We start from the raw sequence: 24,430 nt of genomic DNA, 5'->3' as shown, positions 1-24,430 counted from the left end.
ACCGCGCGTGGCAAGGCGCGGTCCGCCTGACTCCAGCAACATCCCGCTCCAGCCCGTCCCCTGGGCGCGCTTGTTCCGCCCGGTCCCCGGCCGATATCATCCGGCCTCCGTGAGCCGCTCATCCCTGCTTCGCCTCTACTCGGCCGCCTTCTACGCGCTGGTGCCGTTCATCCTGCTGCGGCTGTTCTGGCGCGGCATCCGGGCGCTCGTCGGCGAGACGCGCTCCGCCGACGGAACGCGGTCGGGTCTGCGTCTGCCCGGGTACTGGCGGCGCATTTCGGAGCGCTTCGGGCATATCGGACCGATCGATCGTCCGGTCATCTGGCTCCACGCGGTATCCGTCGGTGAGACCCAGGCGGCCGCGCCGCTGGTGCGCGCGCTCCTGGACCGCTTTCCACGCTACCGGCTTCTCGTCACCACGATGACGCCGACCGGCTCGGCCACGGTCCGACGCCTCTTCGACGACGAGGTCGCGCACTGCTACGTGCCGTACGACCTGCCGTCGGCCGTCGGCCGCTTTCTCGATCGCGTGCAGCCGGCGATCGCGATCGTGATGGAGACCGAGCTCTGGCCGAACCTGTTTCATCTCTGCCGCGACCGCGGTATCCCCGTCATGGTGGCGAACCTGCGCCTTTCCGAGCGGGCCGTGCAGCGTTACCTCCGGTTTCCGCGGCTCATGCGCGCGACGCTCGCGCAGGCCACGGTGCTCGCGCCCCAGACGCAGGCGGACGCCGAGCGCGTGCGCCGGCTCGGCGCACCGGGGGAGATCGTGCACGTCACGGGCAGCATCAAGTTCGACGTGAACCTCTCGGCGAGCGTGCGCGAAGCGACCGAGGTGCTGCGCGGCCAGTGGGGGCGGGACCGGCCCGTGTGGCTCGCGGCGAGCACGCACGAGGGAGAGGAGGAGCTCGTGCTCGCCGCGCGCACGCAGCTCACCCGCCGCTTCCCCGATCACCTGCTCGTGATCGTGCCGCGCCACCCGGAACGCTTCGCGCCGGTCGCGCGCCTGACGAAGAAGAGCGGCTGCCGCACCGCTCTTTGGAGCGAGCGACGCGGCCCCATCGACGCCGCGGTGGAGGTGCTCATCGGCGATACCATGGGCGAGCTGCAGCTCTTCTATGGCGCGGCGGACGTGGCGTTCATCGGCGGCAGCCTGGTGCCGACCGGCGGGCACAACCTGCTCGAGGCGGCGGCCGTCGGCACGCCGGTCGTGTTCGGTCCCCACATGCACAATTTCACGGAGATCGCCCGGCTCACGCTCGAGCGCGGCGCCGGAGTGCAGGTCATGAACGCCACGCAGCTCGCGCCCGCCATCAGCGATTTCATGGGCAACGCCAACCGCCGCTTCAACGCCGGAGAGGCCGGCAAGCGCATGGTGGCCGAGAACCGCGGTGCGGTCGAAAGAACGCTGGAACTGATCGGCAAACTGATCCCCGCCGATCCCCACGCCTGACCAGCGGCCGCTTGCGCCGGACAGGCGCGAATGGCCACGTGCTGCGAAAACCGCTTATCGTCTACCTTGTTGGGTACGTGCAATCGAAAGGCCGGTCGTCCGGCTGGCGCCGCTGCCCGGCACAACAAGTCGAATCAACATATAGAGGGTAACAACAATATGAAGCTCAGGACGCTTGCGCTGTTGACGTTCTCCGCCGCACTCGCGGTACCCCCGCTGGCTGCCGCCCAGGGGGGATTCGATTCCACCAAGCTCTTTTTCGGCGCCGGGATCAGCCAGAATGATGCGTCCGGAATCGACGACGAGGGCACCGGCTTCCAGATTTTCGGCGGCTACGAGTTCGGCCAGTTGGCGCGAAACGTCAGCCTGGACGCCGAGGTGGGTTACATGGACAGCGGTGACATGAAGGCGTGCGACACCTTTTTCGGCATCAGGCAGTGCGCGGAAGGCGATGCGAAAGGTCTCTGGGCGACGGGCGTCGGCCGGCTTGCGCTCAACCCGCAGTTCGACCTGATCGGTCGCCTGGGCTTCGACTTCGGCGATGACGACGGGCTGATGTTCGGTATTGGCGGCGGCTTCAACGTGAACAAGCAGACGCAGCTCCGCCTGGAGCTCGTCGAGCGCGACGAGATCAGCTCGCTGCAGTTCAACTTCGTCTACCGCCCGTAGGACGGATCCACCGCCGGTTACGGACAGCCCCTTCGGGGGCTGTTCCTTTCTTGGGCTCTGTTATTCGTTTTGCCCACAAGCAAATGTCGAATGCTCGATGTTGAATCGTCGTGCGCATTTCGCGCAGGCCGCCAATCAGCATTGGACTTCAACGTTCAAAATCGCCCGTCGGTCAGTGCACCATGCCCCGCGGACGCGCCGGCCGGGGCGACGGCGAGGCATGGTGAAGGATCATCCGCCAACCGCGATCCGTGAGCCGGTAGACATTGGTCGCGAGCACCGGCGGGCCCGGCCGCTCGTCACCGGCGCGGATGTGCTCCTGGACGACGTGCACCGCGAGACCGTCGCGCGTCTCGCGCCGCACCTCCTGCACCGTGAAGCCCACGGACCCGCCACCGCCGAGAATCTGCTCCCAGCTCGCGCGCACGGCCTCACGGCCGATGAGCATCGGGCCCCCCGGGTGCACGCACACCACCGTCGCTTCGTCGGCCCATACGGCCATCATGGCGTCGAGATCGCGCCGCTCGAAGGCGCGGTAGAACGCCGCTTCGGCCTCCTCGGCGCTGGAGAATCGCGGGTCGTTCATCGCGCACCGAGCCAGTTGTTGACCGTCACGAGGTCCTCGTCGCCGAGCGTGCCGGCCGACTGCTTGAGCCGCATGAGATTGAGCACGTAATCATACCGCGCGGCGGCAAGGTCGCGCCTGGCGCGGAAGAGATCGCGGCTCGCGTCGAGCACGTCGATGTTGGAGTTGATGCCGGCCTCGAAACCTTCGCGCTTGGCCTCGAGCGCCGATTCGCTCGCGACCACCGCCTGGGTCAACGCCTGCACGCGCGCGGCGCCGCTCGCCGCGCCGAGATAGGCCGCGCGCGTCGCGCGCTCGACGCCCCGCACCGCTGCCTCGAGCTCCTGCTCCGCCGCCTGCAGGAGCTGCGCCGCCTCGGCGGTGCGCGCGGCCACGAGCCCGCCCTGGAAGATCGGCAGGTTGAGCTCGAGCCCGATGGCTTCGTTGTCCGTACGCACGTTCACGTCGGGCCGGGCGACCGAACCTTCGTCATCCGTGTATGTCCTGCTGCCCACGATATCGAGCGTCGGAAAATGACCGGCGCGCCGGCGCCGCACTTCCTCCCGCGCAATCTCGACCGCCTCGCGGCTCGCGGCCAGTGCCAGGTTCTGCCGTCCGGCCGTCTCGACCCAGCGGTCGACCTCAGCCGGTTCGGGTCTGGTCAGCGGCAGGTCGGCCAGCGGCGCGAGCGCGACAGGGGCGGCGCCGGTCAGTTCGCGCAGGGCCTCCCGGCGGTCGGCAAGGAGGTTCCGGGCCTCGATGAGCTGCGCGGCCGCGAGCTCGAAGCGCGCCCGCGCGTCGTGCACGTCGGTGATGGCGGCGAGTCCGACCTCGAGGCGTCCCTCGGCGACCTCGAGCTGACGCGCGATCGCGGTCTGCTCCGCCTCGGCGAGCGCGAGCCCGTCCTGCGCGGCGAGGACCTGAAAGTAGGCCTCCGCGGCACGCGTGATCAGCTCCTGGCGCGCGGCCGCGAACTGGGCCTCGGCGCGCCGGACCTCGGCCCCCGCCTGGCGCAGCCCGGCGAAGACCGCGGCGTTGTAGACCGGTTGCGTGAGGCTCAGCGTGTAGCCCGTGCTGTCGAAAGAGGCGCGCCCGGCCGGCCGCGACACGATCCCGGCGTCGGTCCGGACGCGGTTGTCGTTGCGGGTCGCGTCGGCGGTCGCTTCGATGAGCGGGAGCAGGCCGGCGCGGGCCTGCGGACGCCGCTCCAGGGCCGCGCGGTACGTGGCGGTGGCGGCGCGAAAGCGCGGGTCGTTCTGCTCGGCACGGCGATACACGTCGAGCAGATCGTCCGCCGGCGCGGGGGACGCGAAGGCGAGCAGCAGGCCGGCGAGGCGGGAGCGGATCGGCAACCTCATCGGTCCGCGCCTCGCCCCGTACTCAGTACGTCGCCATGCCCGGGTCGATCTCCCTGGCCCAGGCGTCGACCCCGCCTCGCAGGTTATAGATGCGGCCGAAGCCTTGGCGGTCGAGGTAGTTCGCCACTTGCTGGCTGCGGATGCCGTGATGGCAGACCACCACCAGCTCGGCCTCCGGGTCGAGCTCCGCGACGCGCAGCGGGATCTGGCGCATGGGGATGTGCCTGGAATCCGGCAGGGCGCACACCTGCAGTTCCCACGGTTCCCGCACGTCCAGGATCACCGGCCGGCCCCCCTCCCTGCTCAGCCAGTCATGAAGCTGCTTGACGGTCAGTTGCTGGACCATCGCAAGGCGGTTTGCCGGGCGCTAGAAAACGAACCGGGGCGGCTCCGGGGCGTTGATGAGCGGAGGCAGGTCGGTCTCGAAGAGCGACGTCTCGCTCCAGTTGTCCCTGGCCAGGCGCACGATCCGTCGCGCCTCCATGGCGGGCGATTGGCCGACGATCGCGACCATGCGCCCACCGGGCGCGAGCTGCGCGCGGATGTCGTCGGGAAACAGGGGTAGCGAGCCCCCGACGAAGATGACGTCGTAGGGTGCGTGCCGAGTCCAGCCACGCGCGGCGTCGCCGACCTCCAGGGTCACGTTCCGGATGCCCGCCTCGGCGAGCTTCTCCGCGGCGCGCGCCTGGAACTCCGGGATCATTTCGACGCTGTAGACGTGTCCGCCGAGGCTCGCAAGGAGTGCCGTGACGTAGCCGCTGCCGGTGCCGATCTCGAGGATCCGGTCCTTCGGCTCGATATCGAGGGCCTGGAGCAGGCGCGCCTCGAGCTTGGGCGGCATCATGACCTGCCCGCGCCCGAGCGGCAGGCACATGTCGGCGTACGCCAGCTTGCGGTATGCCTCGGGCGCGTAGTGCTCGCGAGGGGTGCGGGCCATGGCCTCGAGGACCCGCGGGTCGAGGACCTCCCACGGACGGACCTGCTGATCCAGCATTTTCTGCCGCGCTTCCGCGAAGTCCATGGATCGCATTTCCAGCAAGGAGGCCAGGGAAAAGAGCCGCTAGCCTAAGCAGTTTGGCGCGGGCAGGCAAGGGAAAAGCCGGCGTGTTGCAAATGCGCGACCGATCCATTAGCTTGGCCCGACCAACGGCTAGGGGTGCCCCGCGCGTCGCGCCGGGTGCTGAGACATCACCCTTTGAACCTGATCCGGGTAACTCCGGCGGAGGGAAGCTGTGGGCGGTCCGTCACTCGCTCCCTGCAGTCTCATTGCCTGCCCCGCGCGCACGGTGCGCGCCCGTTGAATGCCGCCGTGCGGCGAGGAAGCGAGCCATGAGCGCGAACCCCAAAGACGCAGTGACCGCGGCGATCCGCCTCGGCCCCGAGTACACGGCCCCTTTCCCCGCGAGCCGCAAGATCCACGTCGAGGGCAGCCGCCCCGATATCCGCGTCCCCATGCGCGAGGTGGCGCAGGCGGACACGCGCGGGAGCGGCGGCGCCGAGCGCAACCCCCCGATCTGGGTCTACGACAGCTCCGGTCCCTACACCGACCCCGCCGTCGAAACCGACGCGCGCAAGGGCCTGGCGCCGCTGCGCGCGCGCTGGATCGAGGAGCGCGGCGACAGCGAGCCGCTGTCCGACGTGACCTCGGCCTACGGCCGCGCGCGGAAGAGCGACCGCAAGCTCGACGACGTGCGTTTTCCCAACGAGCCGCGCCCGCGCCGCGCGAAGGCCGGCGCGAACGTCACGCAGATGCACTACGCGCGCCGCGGCATCGTGACGCCCGAGATGGAGTACGTCGCGATCCGCGAGAACCTGCGGCGCGACGCCTACCGCGACGCGCTGCTGCTGGCGCAGCATCCGGGCATGAGCTTCGGCGCGGCCATTCCGAAGACGATCACGCCCGAGTTCGTGCGCGACGAGGTCGCGCGCGGGCGCGCCATCATTCCGGCGAACATCAACCACCCCGAGTCCGAGCCGATGATCATCGGCCGCAACTTTCTCGTGAAGATCAACGCCAACATCGGCAACTCGCCGGTCGCGTCCTCGATCCGCGAGGAGGTCGAGAAGATGGTGTGGTCCACGCGCTGGGGCGCGGACACGGTGATGGACCTCTCCACGGGAAGACACATCCACGAGACGCGCGAGTGGATCATCCGCAACTCGCCGGTGCCGATCGGCACCGTGCCGATCTACCAGGCGCTCGAGAAGGTGGACGGCAAGGCAGAGGAGCTCACGTGGGAGATCTACCGCGACACGCTGATCGAGCAGGCCGAGCAGGGCGTGGACTACTTCACCGTGCACGCGGGCGTGCGCCTGCCGTACATCCCGCTCACGGCACGGCGCGTGACCGGCATCGTTTCTCGCGGCGGCTCGATCATGGCGAAGTGGTGCCTCGCGCACCACAAGGAGAGCTTCCTCTATACGCGCTTCGAGGAGATCTGCGAGATCATGAAGGTCTACGACGTCGCCTTCTCGCTCGGCGACGGGCTGCGTCCCGGCTCGATCGCGGACGCGAACGACGCCGCGCAGTTCGCGGAGCTCAAGACGCTCGGCGAGCTCACGCAAATCGCCTGGAAGCACGACGTGCAGGTGATGATCGAGGGCCCCGGCCACATCCCCATGCAGCTCATCAAGGAGAACATGGAGAAGGAGCTCGGCGACTGCGCGGAGGCGCCGTTCTACACGCTCGGGCCCCTCACGACCGACATCGCCCCGGGCTACGACCATATTACTTCCGCCATCGGCGCCGCGATGATCGGCTGGTTCGGAACCGCGATGCTCTGCTACGTGACGCCGAAGGAGCACCTCGGGCTGCCCAACCGCAAGGACGTGAAGGACGGCATCATCGCCTACAAGATTGCCGCCCACGCGGCGGATCTCGCGAAGGGCCATCCCGGCGCGCAGATTCGCGACAACGCGCTCTCCAAGGCGCGCTTCGAGTTCCGCTGGGAGGACCAGTTCAACCTCTCGCTCGATCCCGACACGGCGCGCGAGTTCCACGACGAGACGCTGCCCCAGGAGGGCGCGAAGCTCGCGCACTTCTGCTCCATGTGCGGCCCGCACTTCTGCTCCATGAAGATTACGCAGGAGGTGCGGGACTACGCCGCGAGCCAGGGCGTCGCCGAGGACGAGGCGCTCGAGAAGGGGCTCGAGGAGAAGGCCGCGGAGTTCAAGAAGACCGGCTCGGAGATCTACCGGAAGGCGTGACCGCGGAGTCCGAGCGCAAGCCCGGTCGGATCGACCGGGATGCCGCACCAGCCCACGCCGGGTGCCGTGACTTCCGCCGGCGCTCCGACATCCAGTCCAGCGCCCGTCGCGAACAGGGTTTCCGGGCGGTTTACCCTCCCCACGAGTCGCCAAAGCTGGCACACTCGCGCCGCGTCACCCGGATACCTATAAAAAGGAGGGACGGCCCGACCCGATGCCGTAACGCCTTGAATTGCCGGGTTGGCGGACATATAAGAAGTCGCTAATATGCGCCACTAATGTTGGCAAGGGAGACATTTATTCATGTTTTTCAGGAGCACGATCAAGGAAATCGACGCGCCCCTCCTCCAGGAATGGCTCGAGGGCAAGAACGGGGGAACCTTCCGAATCATCGACGTTCGCTCCCCGCAGGAAATCGCGGGCGGCAGCATCCCCGGCGCCGAGCCGATGCCGCTCAACACCGTGCCGCTCAAGCTGCACGAGTTCGACCCCAAAGAGACGTACGTCTTCGTTTGCCGCAGCGGCGCCCGATCGGCTCAGGCCTGCATGTTCATGCAGCAGCGCGGCTTCGATAACGTCTATAACCTCCGGGGCGGCATGATCGGCTGGTCGCAGACCGGGGGCCGGATCTCGGCCATGAAGCAGGCGGTCTAGCCCAGCGTCGCCGTTGCTCCACGGAAAGCCCGGCCCGGCCGGGCTTTCCTTTTGGGAACCTGATCTTCTGCCGCCGATCGGAGCGGAAAGAAGATGAAAATACGCGTGAAGAGAAAGCACCGGGCGACGGGAACATCTCTGGCTTCACGCGGCGGCCTGTGCGTGTTCGTTTCGTGCGCGTGCCTGGCCGCCCGTCCGGCGCTCGCCGAGCCGGCGGCGTTCTGGAAGGGCATGGCGAGCGCGATCCTGCCCGGAAGCGGACAGGCGATGGCCGGCGACTACGGCGAGGGACTCGCGCACTTCGGCGTCTTCGGGGTCTCGCTTTACGGCGCCCTCCGTCAACGCGACAGGGACGACTTCCTCGACGAGGACGCACGCTACGACGAGGACGAGGACCGCGAGGTCATCAACAAGACCACGCTGCGCTACGACTACGCGGCGCGGCTGGCCTTCGACACCGCGCTCTATTCTTCTTACGCCGCCTATCGCGACGCCCGGCAGCGCGACAACGCCGGCTATCGGACGCCGCTCCCGCGCGAGTCGCTGGCGGACCTTGCCCGCGCCCCGTTCTCCCTCCGTTATCTCTCGCGGGCCACGACCTTCGTGCCCCTCCTGATCCAGGCGGCCGCGGTGCTGGCGGCCGACGACGGATACCGCATCGATCGGGCGCCGGACGTGAGCGAGGGGGACCTGCACCTCTACAACCTCGTCGCGAACGAGATGACGGCGGTCGGCGAGGAGGCGTTCTTCCGGGGCTTCATCAACAACGAGTTCAGCGAGCGCTACGGAAACCGGTGGGGGCTCGCGATCTCTTCCGTGATCTTCGGCCTCGGGCATACCGGCGAGGGGCAGACGGCGAATGCCGTGCAGGCGACCGCGGCCGGGCTGTACCTGGGGTGGCTGCACCAGCGAAACGGCTTCGAGGCGGGCGAGGGCGTGGCGCTGCACTACTGGATCAACGTGCTTGCCGGGTTATCCGCGATTCGCGAGGGCGGCCGGGCGCAGGTGCTGGAGCTCAGGTTGTCTTTTTGACCGGGCCGGACTGCCCGATAACGATTCCCGACCCGGTTCCCCTTTCGTCCGTCTCTGTACTCAGCCCAATCCACTCCGGGCGCGATCCTCGGAGCGAACCAAGAGACCGCGTCTCCGATGGGCGGGGAACGCGTTCGGGCCGCCTCAGCACCGTTCACACCGCCGGTCGCTCCGTGCCCGGCGCGGAAGCTCGCGCGTCCCGGCCGTTGCCCAGCCGCTTGAGCGAAGGGATCAGCACGAAGCAAAGCAGGAGCGAGGCGGCCGCGACCCACAGGAGCGGCGCGAGCGAGCGCTCGAACGCCTGCTCGTAGAGTCGCGCGCCGACGACCGCCGAGAGCTGCTCGACCCCGTTGTACAGCGACATGAGGGCCGCGAACACGAAGCCCTCCGCGCGCGGCGGGCAGGCCTGCGCGGCGACCGAGAGGATCGTGAGCGTCCCGATCTGCGCGACCATCCCGACGAAGACGTTGAGCGGCATGGCGACCGTGGCGACGTAGGGATGGGGTTCGGCGAGCAGCAGGTACGACAGCATGCCGGCCGCCGCTGCCGTCACGCTGAACTTGGCGCGCCAGACGAGCGTCCTGTCCGCCATGCGCCGCGCGAACACCCAGGCGCCGATCACCGCGCCGCCGGCGGTCAGGGCGCCGAGCTGCCCGATGAACTGCTGTTCGAAGTGCAGGCGGTCCACCATGTGGTAGTAAAGCGGCGCGCCGAAGGCCGGGCTGAAGCACCAGAGCGCCAGGAAGGCGGCGGCAATCCGCAGGTTCGGCGAGCGCACGGCCAGGACGAGGCTGCGGGTGGTCGCGCGCATGGACTCGACGTCGATCGCGGCGCGGTCTTCGCGCGCGAGCAGGTAGGCCGCGACGGCCACGGCGATCGGAGCGAGCATCGTGAGCGTCGCCGCGACGTGCAGGGCCGTGGCCGGAGGAAACTGCGAAGCGAGCCAGCCGCCGGTGAGCGCGGTCACGATCGCGCCCGTCTTGAACCAGAACCACTGCACGCCGAGGAAGCGCGCCGTTTCCCCGGTGCGGTTCCCGGTCTCGACCATGAGCGCGTCGACGATCACGTCGGCGGCCGCCGTGCCGAAGGCGGCGAGAAAGAGCGCGATCAGCATCGTGCCGAGCTCCGTGAGGCCGGAGAGCCACAGGAAGCCGGTCGCCGCGCACAGGTTCACGAGCATCAGCCACGTCCTGCGCCGGTAGCCGAGGAGCGGCACGTAGTCGCTGATCAGCCCGTAGAGCGGCTTGATCATCCAGGGAAGGGAAAGGACCGCGAGGTACTCGGCGAGCTGCGCGCTGTCGAAACCGAGCGCTTCCTTGAAGTAATAGGCGAGGGGCTGGCTCAGGAGGCCGCCCATCTGCCCGAGCGCCTGCGCGAAATAGGCGAGGCCGAAGAGGAATACCAGGCGCGGAACGTCCGCGCGGCTGCCCGGATCCGGATCGCGCATGCGAAGCGGATGGTAAGAGAAGCGCGGCGCGCCCGCCAGCGACCGGTCAGCCGGAGCGATCCCCGGCGGGCTCGATCCGTACGAGCGGCGCCGCGATCCAGGTGTGCCGACAGCGCGGGCACTTGCCGGGCTTCGAGAGCCGGTCGTCCCGAAACGTGAAGCCGCAGCGGCGACAGCGGGCGGGGACCACGACCGCGCGGTACTCCGTGCCGCGCCGCAGGCTGCGGAGCAGATGCACCAGGTCTTCCTCGATCTCGGCAGGCCTCGCGTCGAGCTCGCGCGCCAGGTCGTGCACGCTGCGCGCGTCCCGGAGAAGGGCGATGAGATCGCGGCGGAACACGGTCAATCCTTGAGCATCGCGTGCAGCATTTCGCGAAGCCGCGCGCGTCGCTTCTCGAGGCCGCGGACGTGGTCGCCCTGACCGGGTTCCGTGTGGCCGCCGATCGCGCGGATCTCGCGGTCGACGATCTCGTACTCGGCGTAGAGGGCCGCGAAGCCTGGACTCGCCAGCATTAGCCCGGTTATGCGTGGCGCCAGATCGGGGAACTCGCGAATCAGGTCGGGATCCCGGAGGAGCGTCATGCAGGGATTCCTCATGCGCCTCTATTCTCATTCGGGTATCGAGCCGGGCCTTGTCTCAGGTCAAGTAAAAGGCCCTTTTCGGCGCGGGGCGGAGACGAGGTATTCGCTCGGTCGGAACGTGTACGGATTGCCGCACCTGCGTATCCTTGGAAGATCCGTCACGGGACACGGGCGTGATCGGAACCACGGAGGACCGATGGCCACTGGAGGGCACCGGCGCCGACTCGCGCTGATCCTGCACGGGGAGCGCGCGTTCACGCCCGGGCTGCGCGATCTCGTCGCGCGCCTGCGCGAAGCCGGGCACGCCGTGTTTCCCCGCGTAACCTGGGAGTCGGGCGACGCCACGCGATTCACCCGCGAGCTCGTCGCCGAGGGCGTCGACACCGCCATCGCCGCGGGCGGCGACGGGACGGTGAACGAGGTGTTGAACGGTCTCGCGGGCAGCGACGCGGCGCTCGGCATCCTTCCGCTCGGAACGGCGAACGACTTCGCCGTTCAGGCCGGCATTCCCTCGGATATCGAAGCCGCGACGGATCTCGTTCTCTCCGGCGAACCGCTGCGCATCGATACGGCGAGCCTGAACGGGAGGCGCTTCCTGAACGTCTCCACCGGCGGTGTCGGCGCCGAAGCGACGGCCGAGACCTCGAGCGAGGCCAAGGCGGCGTTCGGTTCCGTCGCGTACGCGCTCAACGCGCTGCGCAGGCTGAGGGGCCTCAGCGCCCGGCGCGCGCGTTTCGAGGGGCCGGACTGGTCGTTCGAGGCCGACTTCCTCGTGTTCGCCGTCGGCAACGCACGGGCGACGGGCGGAGGCCAGGCAATCACGCCGGCGGCGAGCGTGCGCGACGGGCTGCTCGATCTGTGCGTCGTCGAGGACATGCGCATGCTCGATTTCGCGCGGATCAGCCTCCTGATCGGCCGCGGCGAGCACGTGGCGCAGGACGGCGTGCATTATCTGCGGACGCCGCGCGTGCGCGTCACGGCCGATGGTCCGCTTCTGGTGAACGTCGACGGTGAGCCGGTCGAGGCTGCGGCGCTCGAGTACGAGGCGCACGGCCGGGACCTGCGCATCTACCTCCCGCGGCAGGAAGGCGCGGCACGGGCCGCGCCGGTCTGACCCGCTCCCGAATGCTTCATGCCAAAGTCCAGGTCGTCACCCGCGCCTAGTGCAGGCCCTGATAGCGTTCGTCGACGGGGGACTCCGCCAGCGCGCGCGGCTCCGCGCCGTCCGTACGGGTGCTCCGGAGATCGTGCTGCCCGCCGGCGAGCCGCTGGTAGACGACGCGGTTGTTCGCCGTGACGCCGCGATAGGTCTCGAAGTCGCCCGTCGTGGCGAGCCCGGTCGTGCCGGCGCCGTCCTGGCGCACGCTGTACAGGTCGCTTTGCGCGCCCGGATCCTCGCAGGGGCCGCCGGGCGCGGCGGCGCAACTCATGTAAACGACCCGGCCGTCCGGGGCGACGTCCTCGAACCACTCGAACTCCTGGCTGTCCGCCAGCACGCGCAGATCGGAGCCGTCCGGCGAGACGCTGTACAGATCGTCCTGCGCGAAGCCCCCGGTCGCCCGGCGCGCGCTGTATACCACGCGCCCCTCGGCCGTCACCCGCCGCAGACTTTCGTCGTCCGTCGAATCGCCGAGCACGGCCACGTTGGTCCCGTCGGGATCGATCGCGTAGAGATTGCGGCCGCCGCCCGGACCGCGCACGTACAGGATGCGGCCGGAGGGCATGATGCCGGTGACGAACTCGTCCTCCGGATCGGCGAGGAGCGCGCGGCTCCCGCTGCCGTCCCCGTTCACGATGTACACGTCCCACTGGCCGGCAACCCGCCGCGCGTACAGGATGCGCCCGTCGGGCAGGAGGCGCGGATCGGCTTCGTCATCCGGCGAGCCGGCGAGCGTGACCGGCGCGCCGCCGACCGAGGCGGTGGCGTAGAGATCGAGATGACCGCCCGCATCGGCCTCGTAAATCACGCGCTCCTGGTCGGTCACGAGCGCAACGCGCGGCGTGCCGGCGACCAGCAGGCGACGGTCGCTTCCGTCCGCCGCCACGCTGTAGAGACCGGCGCTGACGCACTGCGGCGGCGCCTCCGGATCCCGGGAGCGCTCGCACGTCTGGTAGAGGACGCGGTCGCTCGCGGTCGCGGCCACGAAATCGGCGGAGACGTACGGTTCGTCGACCAGCACCGCCGGCGAAGCACCGTCCGGGCCGATGCTGTGGATTGCGGTACCGGTGGCGGTCGCCTTCTGATAGACGACACGGTCGTCCGGCGTGAAACCGCGGAACAGCTTGCCCGAGGCCGACTCATCCAGCACCCGGGCCTCGCCCCCGGTGATGTGCACGCTGACGAGGTGCGCCGCGACGTCGCTCACCCGGCGGTCGTAGATGACCCAGCCGTCGCTCGAGATCCCCCGGAAGTGCTCGCGCAGCTCGGTGCTCGCGAGCGCGGCGCCGCCCGAGCCGTCTTCGGCCACGGCATGGAGGTCCGAATCGCCGTTCGCGGCGAAGGTCTGGTAGACGACCGATTGCAGGGCGGCCGAAGCCGGCGGAGGCGAGGACGTCGACGTCGCTTGCGGATCGGTGTCGGCTCCGTCGCCGCAGCCGGCGAGCAACAGGAGCAATGCGAGTGCGGCGTCGCGGGTGCGCGCATCGTGCGCCATATTGTGTTCCTCCCTTGTATGACGCCGACTCTATGCCGCTGCCGCCGATGAACAATCCGGTTTTTCCCTCACGCGCGTGCGAAGTAACGCGGAGTGCGAGCGACGGCCGGTCGATCTGCCCGGAGGTTCGGAGGACGCGGCGACGAATGGCGGTCGCGCGCACACGCTGCGACGCGCAGGGGCGAGGGCGAAAGGACGTGTGCCCGAGTACTCCTCGCCGAGCCGGCGCTCGGCGTCTGCTAGCGATCGGACGATGCGTCGCCCGACGTCGCCGCGCTTCTCGCGAGGCTGGCGCACTCCGGCGCGCACGCGTCCCAGCCGCCGCCCAGCGCCTTGTAGACCGCGACGAGCGCGGTGTACGTCTCGGTCTCGGCCTGCGCCACGCGGTCCTCCGCTTCGAGCAGGGTGCGCTCCGCGTCGAGCAGCGCGAGGAAATCGGCGACGCCTTCGTTGAAGCGCAGACGCGCGAGCTCGGCCGCGCGTGCGCTCGCCCGCGCCGACTCGCGCAGCGAGACGAGCCGGGCGCGCTGGCGGCCGAACCCGACGAGGCCGTTCTCCGTCTCTTCCAGGGCGCGCAGCACCGTCTGCTCGTACCGGGCGAGCGCGGCGTCCGCACGGGCCTCGGAAGCGCGCAGCCGCGCGCGCACGCTCCCGAGATCGAACGCCGCCCAGGTGAGCGTCGGCGCGGCGAACCAGGCCTCGCTTCCGCTCGTGCCGATGTCGCCCGTGCGGCCGGCGACGAAGCCGAGGAAGCCGGTGAGCGTCACGCGCGGGAAGAGATCGGCGGTCGCCACGCCGACGCGCGCCGTCGCGGACGCGAGCAGGCGCTCGGCAGCCCGGATGTCCGGGCGCCGCCGCAGGAGCTCCGCCGGGCTGCCGATGGGGAAGCTGCCGGCGAGCGGCGCGAGGGCCTCCGGCGCGGGCAGCGCAAGCGCGCCGGGGCGCTCGCCGAGGAGCACCGCCAGGCGGTGCTCCGCCTCCTTGGCGGCGATCTCGAGCAACGGGATGACGGCCGCCGTCGCGTTCAGCTGCGCGCGGGCGCGCGCCGTATCGAGCTCGGTGCCGCGGCCGGCGTCGAGCAATACCTCGGTGAGCTCGAGCGTCTTCGTCTGGTTCTCGAGATTGCGCTGCGCGACGACGAGGCGCTGGGCGGCGCCGCGCCACCCGAAGTAGTTGCGCGCCACCTCGGCGATCACGGTCACGCGCGCGTCGCGCAGCCCGGCCTCGGCGGCGGCCGCGTCCGCGTCGGCGGCCTCGGCCGCGCGGCGGAGCCGGCCGAAGAAGTCGAGCTCCCAGAAGGCGTCGAAACCGAGCGAGTAGGTGTCGACGTCGCGTTCGTCGCGCGCGAGGCCCGGCGCCTGCGTCTCGCTGCGCTGCTCGTAGAGCGCCGTCGCCGAGGTGGTCACCGCGGGCAGGCGGTCGAGCGAGACCTCGCGGTAGATCGCGCGCGCTTCCCGCAGGCGCGCCGCCGCGACGCGGAGATCGTGGTTTGCGGCCAGTGCGCGCCGCACCAGGTCGTCGAGCGCGGGGTCCTCGAAGCGCGACCACCACCGGGCCTCGACGGCCGTCGAAGTGAAGTCATCCCGGCCGGCGTTGGCGAACTCCGCGGTGCCCGCGCTTTCGGGCGGCGCGTAATCGGGGCCCACGGTGGCGCACGCGGCGAAGGCGAGGGGCGCGAACAGGGTCGCCAGGCGCGCCGCGCGCGGGAAAGCGGACAGGCTGTGCGCGCTCATACTCCGGCTCCCCCGGTCGGCTGGGCGGCCGCGCGCGCCGCGGCGCGCTCCGCGCGGCGCTCGACGTACGCCCGGATCGCGTCGTAGAAGACCGGCGTGAGCAGCAGTCCGAACGCGGTCACGCCGAGCATGCCGAAGAAGACCGCGATGCCCATCGCGTGGCGCATCTCGGCGCCCGCGCCGCTCGCAGCCACGAGCGGCACGACGCCCATGATGAAGGCGATCGAGGTCATGAGGATCGGGCGCAGGCGCAGCCGGCACGCCTCGAGCACGGCGCTCCGCCGGTCGACGCCCGCGTCCTGCAGCGAGCGCGCGAACTCGACGATCAGGATCGCGTTCTTGCTCGCGAGCCCGATCAGCACGATGAAGCCGATCTGCGTGAAGATGTTGTTGTCGCCGCTCGTGAGCCACACGCCGCCGATGGCGGACAGCAGGCACAACGGCACGATCAGGATCACGGCGAGCGGCAGCGACCAGCTCTCGTACTGGGCCGCGAGCACGAGGAACACGAGCAGCACGGCGAGCGGGAAGACGAAGACCGCGCTGTTGCCCGCGAGGATCTGCTGGTAGGTGAGGTCGGTCCATTCGTAGCTCATTCCGCGCGGCAGCTCGCGCTGGAGCACGCCCTCGATCAGCGCCTGCGCCTGGCCGGAGCTCACGCCCGGCGCCGGACCGCCGTTGATGTCCGCCGCGAGGTAGCCGTTGTAGCGGGTCACGAGGTCCGGCCCGGCCGTTTCGCGCACGGTCACGAGCGCGCCGAGCGGCACCATCTCGCCCGCGCCGTTGCGGGTGCGCAGCCGGCCGATGTCCTCGGGATTCAGCCGGTACGGCGAGTCCGCCTGCGCGATCACGCGGTACGTGCGTCCGAAGCGGTTGAAGTCGTTGACGTAGAGCGAGCCGAGGTACACCTGCATGGTCTCGAACACGTCGGTGAGCGCCACGCCCTGCTGCTTGGCCTTCACGCGGTCGATGTCCGCGTCGAGCTGCGGCACCTTCACGTCGAAGCCCGAGAAGACGCCGGCCAGGCCGGGCGTCTGGTGGGCCGCGGCGACCACGCGCTCCTTCGCCTCGTTGAGGGCGTCGAGGCCGCGGTCCGCGCGGTCCTCGATCTGCAGCTTGAACCCGCCGAGCGCGCCGAGGCCGAGCACCGGCGGTGGCGGGAATACCGCGACGAAGGCCTCCTGGATCGCGGCGAACCGCTGGTTGATGGCGCCGGCGATCGCGAGCGCGGAGGTCTCGGGGGTGCGGCGCTCGCCGAAGGGATCGAGCGTCACGAACAGCACCCCCGCGCTCGAGCTCGTGGTGAAACCGTTGATCGAGAGGCCGGGGAAGGCGACCGCGCTCTGCACGCCCGGCGTGTCGAGGGCGATCTCGCTCATGCGGCGCACCACCTCGTCGGTGCGATCGAGCGTGGCCCCGGCGGGAAGCTGCGCGAACGCGACGAGGTACTGCTTGTCCTGCTGCGGCAGGAAGCCGGACGGAACGCTTGCGAAGCCGAGCCAGGTCAGGCCGATCAGGCCCACGTACAGCGCGAGCGCAATGGTCGAGCCGCGCAGCACCTTGGCGACCACGCCCACGTAACCCCGCGAGGAGCGCTCGAACCAGCGGTTGAACGGCCCGAAGAGCCAGCGGAGGTAGCGGTCCTGGAACCGGGTGACGATATCCTTCGGCGCGTCGTGCGGACGCAGCAGCACGGCCGAGAGCGCCGGGCTCAGCGTGAGGGAGTTGATCGCGGAGATCACCGTCGAAATGGCGATCGTCACGGCGAACTGCTTGTAGAACTGGCCGGAAAGTCCGCTGACGAACGCCGTCGGGATGAACACGGCGCAGAGCACCAGCGCCGTCGCGACGATCGGGCCCGTGACCTCCGTCATCGCGCGCTTGGTCGCCTCGCGCGGCCCCAGGCCGTTGCGGATGTGGCGCTCGACGTTCTCGACCACCACGATCGCGTCGTCCACGACGATGCCGATCGCCAGCACCAGCCCGAAGAGCGAAAGCGCGTTGATCGAGTAGCCGAGGGCGAGCAGCACAGCGAACGTGCCGACGATCGACACCGGTACGGCGAGCAGCGGTATGATCGAGGCGCGCCACGTCTGCAGGAACAGGATCACCACGATGACGACGAGGGCGACCGCCTCGAGCAGCGTCTTCACGACCGCGCGGATCGACTCGCGCACGAACTGCGTCGGGTCGTAGACGATGCGGTAGTCGACCCCCTCGGGGAAATCGGCCTTGAGCTCCTCCATGGTGGCGCGCACGCTGTCGGAAAGCTCGAGGGCGTTCGAGCCCGGTGCCTGGAAGATGCCGACCGCGACGGCCGGCTTGTTGTCGAGCAGGCTCCGGAGCGCGTACTGCGCGGCGCCGAGCTCGACGCGCGCCACGTCGCGCAGGCGCGTGATCTGGCCGTCCGGTCCGGCCTTGATCACGATCTCGCCGAACTGCTCCTCGTCGGCGAGCCGTCCCTGGGCGTTGATCGATAGCTGCAGCGCCTGCTCCCGCGGCGCCGGCGTCTGGCCGACCGCGCCGGCGGCCACCTGGACATTCTGCTCGCGGATCGCCCGCACGACGTCCGAGGCGGTCAGTCCGCGCGACGCCACTTTCTCCGGGTCGAGCCACACGCGCATGCCGTACTCGCCCGCGCCCCACACCAGGACCTGGCCGGTCCCCGGGATGCGCGCGAGCGAGTCGCGCACCTGGAGCAGCGCGTAGTTCGCGAGGTAGACGGGATCGTAGCGCTCCGCCGGCGAGTAGAGGTGCACGACCATCGTCAGGTCGGGCGAGCTCTTCTCCGTCAGCACGCCGAGGCGGCGCACGTCGTCGGGGAGCTTGGGCAGCGCCTGCGCGACGCGGTTCTGCACCTGCACCTGCGCCTTGTCGAGATCGGTCCCGAGCTTGAACGTGACCGTGAGCATCATGGTGCCGTCGGCCGTCGCCTGCGAGGACATGTAGAGCATGCCCTCCACGCCGTTGATCGCCTGCTCGAGCGGCGCCGCGACCGTCTCGGAGACGACCGTCGGGCTCGCGCCCGGATAGCTCGCCCTCACGACGACGGTGGGCGGCACGACCTCCGGGTATTCGGAGATCGGCAGCTGGAAGAGCGAGATCGCGCCGACGATGAACAGGATCGCGGAGAGCACCGCGGCGAAGATCGGCCGGTCGACGAAGAAGTGGCTCAAGCGCATGGCCGGTCCCTCAGTGCGCCGCCCGGGCGACGCGCGCGGCGTCGCCCTCGGGCTTGAGGTTCAGCATCGAGACGGCCTCGGGCGCGACCGGCATGCCCGGACGCACGCGCTGGAGCCCGTTGACGACCACGCGCTCGCCCGCCTGGAGTCCCTCGCGCACGACCCGCATGCCGTCGATCGCCGGGCCGAGCTTCACCGCGCGGTACTGCGCGGCATTGCTTTCGTCCAGCACCAGCACGAATTTGTTGCTCTGGTCGGTGCCGATCGCACGCTCGTTGACGAGCAGCGCGGGGTAGCGCTCGCTCAGCGGCAGCTTCACGCGCACGAACATCCCCGGCGTGAACCGGCGATCGGCGTTGCGGAACACCCCGCGCGCGCGGATCGTGCCCGTCTCCGGGTCGACGCGATTGTCCACGAAGTCCAGACGCCCCTCGTGCGGATGGCCCGCCTCGTTGCCGAGGCCGAGCGCGACCGGCAGCCCGCCGTTCGCCGCGCCGTTGCGCGCCTGCGCCGCGTGGCGCAGGAACGCGCGCTCGTCGATATCGAAGTACGCGTAGATCGGATCGAGCGAGACGATGGTGGTGAGCGGGGCCGCGCTCGCGCTGCCGCCCGCGACCAGGTTGCCCTCGACGACCTGCGCGCGGCTCACGCGCCCGGCGATGGGCGCCGTGATCCGCGTGAACTCGAGGTTGAGCGCGGCCGCCTCGAGCGCGGCGTCGGCCGCGCGCACCGCGGCGTCGGCCTCCCGGCTCGCCGCCGTGCGCTGGTCGTACTCCTCGCGCGAGATCGCGCGCGCCGCGAGCAGACGCTCCCCGCGAGCGAGATCGCCCTTCGCTTTCACCTGCTGCGAGCGTGCGCGCTCGAGCTCGGCGCGCGCCTGGTCGACCTCGGCCTGGAACGGCCTCGGGTCGATCTGGAACAGGAGCTGTCCCTTGCGCACCTCCGCGCCCTCGGTGAAGTGCACGCCGAGGACATAGCCGCTCACCCTCGGGCGCACCTCCACGCGCTTCACCGCCTCGAGCCGTCCGGTGTAGTCCTCCCAGTCGACCACCTCCCGCTGCACGACTTCGGCAACGCTCACGGTCGGCGCCGGCGGCGCCGTCTTGGCCACGGCCGTGCCCGAGGGCTGGCAGGCGACGGCGAGCATGGCCGACGCGATAGCGGCGGCGAGAAGCGCGGTGCGCCCTTGCGGCAGGCCTGTCGGCTCGTGTCTAGGCATGGCAGATCTCCCGCGAAGCGTTTGGAGCGGCGGCCAGCCGCGGGCTCTGCTCCGCGAGGCGCGCCTGGGCGCGAGCGTCGAGGGCGACGCCGTCCAGGTGGGCGGTGCCGAGCCGCGCCGCGACCGCCAGCCGCTCGAGCCGGCAGAGCTCGCCGCGCTCGCGCTCGTGATGAGACGAAAACAGACCGAACCGTTTCATGACCGTCTCCTCGCAACTCTACGTTTGATGCCGGCCGGAAGTGTCGACCTTCCCATGATGGGAAGGTCAAGCGCTGCGCGCCCGTCGGTTCCCCCCAGGGAAATACGGCTTCGCCGGGCGGCCCGCCGGGTGTCCGGAGGACGCCGGCTCTTTTCTTACGTCGAACGGCGCGCTGCGAAATCGACAACGCGAGCCGGCATCGGAACGTCGTGCGGAACAGCGACCTCGATACCGTCGCACCCTACCTGTCGCCGGTTTCCCGAAAATGTCGATCGCGTTTCCGTTTGTATCTGGTCGTTCCTCATCGACACCGGTCCGATCGCAGGCACAACGCCAGGACACCGTCGCATCCGGCCGCGGCCGGGCGCCCTGTGCGGCCCGTTGACGGCGCGGGGTCCGCATCGCAGCCGGCGGCGGAGTCCTGCGCGTCGCTGGCCGGATGCGGTTCTTGCAGCGCCTCGATGCGCGCGTGCATCCGCGCGATCGCCGCATCCATGGACGCCAGGGCTTCGGCAGATCCGATGCCGTGCGCGACCAGGAGGTGATACCGGCTGCGCTCGCGCAGGCGGCGGCTGAGCTCGAGGCGCGCGCCGGCACGCGCGCGCTCGCGCTCGGCCGACGTCGCCTCGGAAAGCTCGACTGCCGTCGGGGACGGCTGGATACGGGCAGCCGGCTCGATCGTGCCGCGCTCGGCGCAACCCGCCAGCACCAGACCGATGAGCAATGACGACACCGCGTGCGCGCGCATCCCGGACCCTCCGCCGGACAAGAGGCCGTTGCCTCGCGCCGGACACTATGACTAAACTGAGCCGGTACGGTACATGTCAGTTGGCGGACGCGGCATGTACAGTTTTGCAGGTAATTGATCGGTTCTGTCTCTGAACAACGAGCGGCTCTGTACCGCTCGGTCAACCGGGACACTCTCATGCCAGTCATACCCATCAAGCCGGACAGCCCGGAATCGCTGGTCGATCAGATCGTCTCGGCGCTCAAGCAGCGCGTCGAGGAGCGCGTGCTGCGGCCGGGGGCGCGCATGCCGTCGATCCGGCAGTTCGCCGAGCAGCACGACGTCAGCCGCTTCACCGTGGTCGAGGCCTACGACCGCCTCGTGGCGCAGGGTTACCTCGTGTCGCGCCGTGGCTCCGGGTTCTACGTCGCCGCACGCCCGCTCCCCGCAAGCTCCGAGGAGCGCAAGTGCGTGCTGGAGCGCGCGGTCGACGCCATCTGGCTGATGCGCGGCATCTTCTCCAACCAGTCGCTGGAGCTGAAGGCCGGTTGCGGCTGGTTGCCGGAGGCCTGGCTCGACCAGGACGGCATACAGCGCAGCCTGCGCACGCTCGCGCGCGAGGGCGGGGCGCACCTCACCCAGTACGGGGAGCCGAAGGGCCACGCGCCGCTGCGCGATCAGATGCAGGTGCTCCTGGCCGAGCGCGGCATCGCGGCGCAGCCCTCCCAGATCGTGCTGACCAAGGGCGCGAGCGACGCGCTCGCACTCGTCAGCCGCTATCTGCTGCAGCCGGGCGATACGGTGCTCGTCGACGATCCCGGCTACTACACCCTGTTCGCGACGCTCCGGCTCACCGGCGCGACGCTGATCGGCGTGCCGCGTACGCCCGACGGCCCGGACCTCGCCGCGCTGGAAAAACTGGTGGAGTCGCATAAGCCGAAGGCGCTCTTCATGAACACCGTGCTCCAGAATCCGACGGGCACGAACCTCACGGCCGCCGCCGCCTACCGGATCCTTCAGCTCGCCGAGCGGCACGACTTCATCGTCGTCGAGGACGACGTCTTCGCCGACCTCGAGCACAAGAGCGCGCAGCGTCTCGCGACGCTCGATCAGCTCAACCGCGTCGTCTACCTCGGCAGCTTCTCGAAGACGATCGCGCCGGCGCTGCGCGTCGGCTACATCGCCTGCCACTGCGAGCTTGCTGAGGCGTTGACCAATCTCAAGCTCCTCTCCGGCCTGACGACCTCGGAGATCTGCGAGCGCGTGGTCTACGAGATCCTGACCGACGGCCATCACCGCAAGCACCTCGACCGCGTGCGCGAGCGGCTCGGACGGGCGATCGGCACGACGTGCCGGCGGCTCGAGGACTGCGGCCTGACGCTCTACCGGCAACCCGAGGCGGGCATGTTCGTCTGGGCGCGGCTGCCCGAGGGGCTGGACGCGGCCGAGGTCGCGCGCCGCGCGGCGCAGGACGGCATCATGCTCGCGCCCGGCAACGTGTTCAGCCCGCGCCTGGAGTCGAGCGGCTGGCTGCGGTTCAACGTGGCGTTCTGCGGCGATGGCAGGCTCTATCGCTTTCTCGAGCGCGCCATCGAGGCGGGCGCGACCGGACCGGCGCGGGCTCGGGCCGAGGCGGCGAGCCACTGAGCCGTCCGGCGCATTGACCGCGCGCCGGCCGAACGGCAGTGTAGGCGTCCCGCGACACGACGCATTCCTTCCCGATGATCGACGATCCCCTCGCGCTTTTTCGCACCTGGTTCGACAAGGCCTGTGCCGCCGGCATCGCGAAGCCCAACGCGATGACGCTGGCGACCGTCGGCGCGGACGACCGCCCGACCGCGCGCGTCGTGCTGCTCAGCTCCTACGACGCGCGCGGATTCGTGTTCCACACGAACTACGAGAGCCGCAAGGGCGAGGACATCGCGCGCCATCCGTGGGCCGCGCTGCTCTTCTGGTGGGATCCGCTGGGCTGCCAGGTACGTCTGGAGGGGCGGGTGGAGATGACGGCCGCCGCGGATTCCGATCGGTACTTCGCCGCCCGCCTGCGGGGCTCGCAGATCGGCGCGTGGGCCTCGGACCAGAGCCGGGTCATCGAGAGCCGCGCGGCGCTCGAGGAACGCGTGCGCGAGCTCGAACGGCGCTACGCGGGCCGGCCGGTGCCGCGCCCTCCCCACTGGGGCGGTTACCGGGTGATACCCGAGGTCTACGAGTTCTGGGAGGACCGCGAGAACCGGCTGCACGAGCGCGTGCGGTACGAACGCGTGCCGGACGGCGGTTGGCGCTCGCTGCGGCTCGCGCCCTGAGCCGGGTGCCGGATCAGAGCTTGCCCAGGGTGAGCTTCAGCTGCACGAACACGATCGGCACCATCTTCGGGTCCACCTTCGGTACGTAGCTCAGGTTGAGCGCCACGCGGGGCGTGCCGATCGAAAGCGCGGGCAGGACACCGGGGAAGAGGTTCCCGCCGCGGAAATCCTTGCGGTACATCAGGAACGCGATCGCGCCGGCGTCGAGACGCACGTCTCCGGAGCGGAACTCGTAACGCCGCATCAGTCCGCCGCCGGCGTACGCGGAGACGTTGCGGTTCGAATCACGGAACTCGGACGCCTGCAGGAAGGTGACCCAGTTCTCCTTGACGCGCTCGTCCAGCTCGTACTGGATTCCGACGCCCCAGTTGCGTTCGTTGTAGTTCGTGTTCGCGGGCGGATCGATATGGAACGCCTTGCCGTTGATGAGCAGGCTCACGTCGCCCGCCGTCGCGGGGGACGTCATCCCGATGCCGACGAGGGCCAGCAGCGCGGCTACGACGGAACGATGCCGGCACCGGTGCGCGGCCCTGCCGTCTTCTGCGACTTGCTCCGGGTATCGCATGTCGACCTCCCTCGTGCGGCCACAAGTTCGGTCTCGGATGACGGGGGTGCACCGCGAAGGGGGCGCCCGGGCCCGATGGCCCGCTCGCTCCGTCCGGCAGTCCCGCTGTCCTGGGGCCGAGGCCCGGTAGACCGGTGACTTTGCGCCCCCGCGCTTTCGCGCGAGGTAGCCTTTGTCGGTTGGCGCCGATGCGCCGCAGGAAAGGATTGCAAGCAGCGTGCCAGCAATCAGGGAACGCCGGTAGGCAGGTCGATCTGTTGTCGGGTCAGCGGGAGGGAGGACGGGGGATCACGTGCTCGGGAAAGCGCGTCGTCTACCGTCGTTTCTTGCCCTTCCGGTCGTCGTCATCGTCGTCGTCATCGCCGCCCGGGAGCGGGAGCGTCGGCAGAGGTCCCGAGCCGGTGTCGCCGCCGCCCGAACCGGCTTCGGGAGCGGTCGGGGTCGTGGTGCCCACACTGCCGACGGAACCGCTGTCGACGTTCACCTGGCCACCTCCGCCGCTCTTGCTGGCCAGCGCCGCCATCGCGCCGACGACCGCGATCCCCACGAGCACGCGGCCCCAGGACCATCCGCCGCTCTCCGCCGGGCTCGCGCCCGTTGCCTCTTCGCCGCCCAGTGCGGGAAGCGATTCCTCCGCGGCCGGCGCCGGTGCCGCGGGGACCGGCTCGGGCGGCGGTGCCCGTTCGGGTTGGTAGGAGTACGGATCGCCGATGGCGCGCGCGTAGAGATCGATCGCATGCGCTGTGGGGCCGAGCGGCAATGCCAGTACGCTGGCCAGCGCGACGCACAGCGTCCGGCGGGTGACGTCCCTGTTCATCTCCGCACCTCCGTGCCGCATCGAAGCACACGCCGAAGAAGCGAACAATCGTGGAATGCGCTGA

At 70.0% G+C, this 24,430-nt stretch carries 23 protein-coding genes and 2 riboswitches; of the genes, 8 read left to right on the top strand and 15 right to left on the bottom strand.

The features are described from left to right. Window positions 1–109: 109 nt before the first annotated feature. Both waaA and SVA_RS18670 read left to right on the top strand, forming a co-directional pair. The gene (gene waaA / locus SVA_RS18675) at window positions 110–1,453 is read left to right on the top strand and encodes a lipid IV(A) 3-deoxy-D-manno-octulosonic acid transferase (RefSeq protein ID WP_179948801.1); all 1,344 of its coding nucleotides are present in this window, start codon (window positions 110–112) and stop codon (window positions 1,451–1,453) included. A 159-nt stretch (window positions 1,454–1,612) separates the two neighbouring features. After that, window positions 1,613–2,122 carry an outer membrane beta-barrel protein gene (locus SVA_RS18670; RefSeq protein ID WP_169924188.1) on the top strand — a complete coding sequence of 170 codons (510 nt, stop codon included), beginning with the start codon at window positions 1,613–1,615 and terminating at the stop codon, window positions 2,120–2,122. 172 nt (window positions 2,123–2,294) lie between these two features. Here SVA_RS18670 and SVA_RS18665 read toward each other — a convergent pair whose 3' ends face one another. Genes SVA_RS18665 through SVA_RS18650 form a run of 4 tightly spaced genes read right to left on the bottom strand, consistent with a single transcriptional unit; the run spans window position 2,295 to window position 5,066 of the window. After that, window positions 2,295–2,708: a YybH family protein gene (locus SVA_RS18665; RefSeq protein ID WP_096462647.1), complete on the bottom strand. Its 414-nt coding sequence runs from the start codon at window positions 2,706–2,708 to the stop codon at window positions 2,295–2,297. After that, window positions 2,705–4,045 (bottom strand): TolC family outer membrane protein, encoded by a 1,341-nt coding sequence (locus tag SVA_RS18660; protein ID WP_096462646.1) that lies wholly within the window; start codon window positions 4,043–4,045, stop codon window positions 2,705–2,707. The genes SVA_RS18665 and SVA_RS18660 overlap by 4 nt, the downstream gene beginning before the upstream one ends. A 22-nt stretch (window positions 4,046–4,067) precedes the next feature. Next, the gene (locus SVA_RS18655; protein ID WP_096462645.1) at window positions 4,068–4,391 is read right to left on the bottom strand and encodes a rhodanese-like domain-containing protein; all 324 of its coding nucleotides are present in this window, start codon (window positions 4,389–4,391) and stop codon (window positions 4,068–4,070) included. A 21-nt stretch (window positions 4,392–4,412) separates the two neighbouring features. Next, entirely contained in the window at window positions 4,413–5,066 is a 654-nt protein-coding gene (locus SVA_RS18650; RefSeq protein ID WP_096462644.1) for a protein-L-isoaspartate O-methyltransferase family protein, read from the bottom strand. A gap of 121 nt (window positions 5,067–5,187) precedes the next feature. Then, window positions 5,188–5,290, top strand: a riboswitch (TPP riboswitch). Window positions 5,291–5,374: 84 nt separating this feature from the next. Between SVA_RS18650 and thiC the strand changes: the two genes are divergently transcribed. From thiC to SVA_RS18635, 3 genes are all read left to right on the top strand, one after another. Then, window positions 5,375–7,252: a phosphomethylpyrimidine synthase ThiC gene (thiC, locus tag SVA_RS18645; RefSeq protein WP_096462643.1), complete on the top strand. Its 1,878-nt coding sequence runs from the start codon at window positions 5,375–5,377 to the stop codon at window positions 7,250–7,252. Between the two features lie 303 nt (window positions 7,253–7,555). Further along, window positions 7,556–7,906, top strand: coding sequence for a rhodanese-like domain-containing protein (locus tag SVA_RS18640; RefSeq protein WP_096462642.1), 351 nt, complete (start codon window positions 7,556–7,558; stop codon window positions 7,904–7,906). 93 nt (window positions 7,907–7,999) lie between these two features. Next, entirely contained in the window at window positions 8,000–8,938 is a 939-nt protein-coding gene (locus SVA_RS18635) for a CPBP family intramembrane glutamic endopeptidase (protein ID WP_148665560.1), read from the top strand. 154 nt (window positions 8,939–9,092) lie between these two features. Here SVA_RS18635 and SVA_RS18630 read toward each other — a convergent pair whose 3' ends face one another. The 3 genes from SVA_RS18630 to SVA_RS18620 are packed head-to-tail and all read right to left on the bottom strand — an operon-like array spanning window position 9,093 to window position 10,967. Further along, window positions 9,093–10,385, bottom strand: coding sequence for an MFS transporter (locus SVA_RS18630; RefSeq protein WP_096462640.1), 1,293 nt, complete (start codon window positions 10,383–10,385; stop codon window positions 9,093–9,095). Between the two features lie 46 nt (window positions 10,386–10,431). Further along, entirely contained in the window at window positions 10,432–10,725 is a 294-nt protein-coding gene (locus SVA_RS18625) for a transcriptional regulator (RefSeq protein WP_197703288.1), read from the bottom strand. 2 nt (window positions 10,726–10,727) lie between these two features. Then, a complete protein-coding gene (locus SVA_RS18620) occupies window positions 10,728–10,967 on the bottom strand; it encodes an HP1242/YdcH family protein (RefSeq protein ID WP_169924187.1) in 240 nt (79 codons plus the stop codon). Window positions 10,968–11,163: 196 nt separating this feature from the next. Between SVA_RS18620 and SVA_RS18615 the strand changes: the two genes are divergently transcribed. After that, window positions 11,164–12,081 carry a diacylglycerol/lipid kinase family protein gene (locus SVA_RS18615; protein WP_169924186.1) on the top strand — a complete coding sequence of 306 codons (918 nt, stop codon included), beginning with the start codon at window positions 11,164–11,166 and terminating at the stop codon, window positions 12,079–12,081. A 46-nt stretch (window positions 12,082–12,127) separates the two neighbouring features. Here the strand turns inward: SVA_RS18615 and SVA_RS18610 are convergent, their stop codons facing one another. From SVA_RS18610 to SVA_RS18585, 6 genes are all read right to left on the bottom strand, one after another. Beyond that, window positions 12,128–13,621 (bottom strand): TolB family protein, encoded by a 1,494-nt coding sequence (locus SVA_RS18610; RefSeq protein WP_096462637.1) that lies wholly within the window; start codon window positions 13,619–13,621, stop codon window positions 12,128–12,130. 239 nt (window positions 13,622–13,860) lie between these two features. After that, a complete protein-coding gene (locus SVA_RS18605) occupies window positions 13,861–15,354 on the bottom strand; it encodes an efflux transporter outer membrane subunit (protein WP_096462636.1) in 1,494 nt (497 codons plus the stop codon). Beyond that, window positions 15,351–18,536: an efflux RND transporter permease subunit gene (locus SVA_RS18600; protein ID WP_096462635.1), complete on the bottom strand. Its 3,186-nt coding sequence runs from the start codon at window positions 18,534–18,536 to the stop codon at window positions 15,351–15,353. The genes SVA_RS18605 and SVA_RS18600 overlap by 4 nt, the downstream gene beginning before the upstream one ends. Window positions 18,537–18,546: 10 nt before the next feature. Beyond that, complete coding sequence (locus SVA_RS18595) at window positions 18,547–19,755, bottom strand: efflux RND transporter periplasmic adaptor subunit (RefSeq protein ID WP_096462634.1); 1,209 nt, start codon at window positions 19,753–19,755, stop codon at window positions 18,547–18,549. After that, window positions 19,748–19,954 (bottom strand): hypothetical protein, encoded by a 207-nt coding sequence (locus SVA_RS18590; protein WP_096462633.1) that lies wholly within the window; start codon window positions 19,952–19,954, stop codon window positions 19,748–19,750. The genes SVA_RS18595 and SVA_RS18590 overlap by 8 nt, the downstream gene beginning before the upstream one ends. A 301-nt stretch (window positions 19,955–20,255) precedes the next feature. Further along, window positions 20,256–20,702, bottom strand: a complete 447-nt coding sequence (locus tag SVA_RS18585; protein WP_096462632.1) for a hypothetical protein — start codon at window positions 20,700–20,702, stop codon at window positions 20,256–20,258. 177 nt (window positions 20,703–20,879) lie between these two features. On the opposite strand from SVA_RS18585, the gene SVA_RS18580 reads away from it, so the two are divergent. After that, the gene (locus SVA_RS18580; RefSeq protein ID WP_096462631.1) at window positions 20,880–22,328 is read left to right on the top strand and encodes an aminotransferase-like domain-containing protein; all 1,449 of its coding nucleotides are present in this window, start codon (window positions 20,880–20,882) and stop codon (window positions 22,326–22,328) included. Between the two features lie 74 nt (window positions 22,329–22,402). After that, window positions 22,403–22,984: a pyridoxamine 5'-phosphate oxidase gene (gene pdxH, locus SVA_RS18575; protein WP_096462630.1), complete on the top strand. Its 582-nt coding sequence runs from the start codon at window positions 22,403–22,405 to the stop codon at window positions 22,982–22,984. Window positions 22,985–22,997: 13 nt separating this feature from the next. Here pdxH and SVA_RS18570 read toward each other — a convergent pair whose 3' ends face one another. Both SVA_RS18570 and SVA_RS18565 read right to left on the bottom strand, forming a co-directional pair. Continuing rightward, window positions 22,998–23,549 (bottom strand): hypothetical protein, encoded by a 552-nt coding sequence (locus SVA_RS18570; RefSeq protein ID WP_096462629.1) that lies wholly within the window; start codon window positions 23,547–23,549, stop codon window positions 22,998–23,000. A 92-nt stretch (window positions 23,550–23,641) separates the two neighbouring features. After that, a riboswitch (cyclic di-GMP riboswitch) is annotated at window positions 23,642–23,730 on the bottom strand. Between the two features lie 132 nt (window positions 23,731–23,862). Continuing rightward, window positions 23,863–24,366 (bottom strand): hypothetical protein, encoded by a 504-nt coding sequence (locus tag SVA_RS18565; RefSeq protein ID WP_096462628.1) that lies wholly within the window; start codon window positions 24,364–24,366, stop codon window positions 23,863–23,865. Window positions 24,367–24,430 lie beyond the last annotated feature (64 nt).

The sequence above is a fragment of the Sulfurifustis variabilis genome (genome assembly GCF_002355415.1).
In the GTDB taxonomy this organism is placed as follows: domain Bacteria; phylum Pseudomonadota; class Gammaproteobacteria; order Acidiferrobacterales; family Sulfurifustaceae; genus Sulfurifustis; species Sulfurifustis variabilis.
Note: the sequence above shows the minus strand (reverse complement) of the source record. Positions and strands in the feature narration are given on the sequence as shown.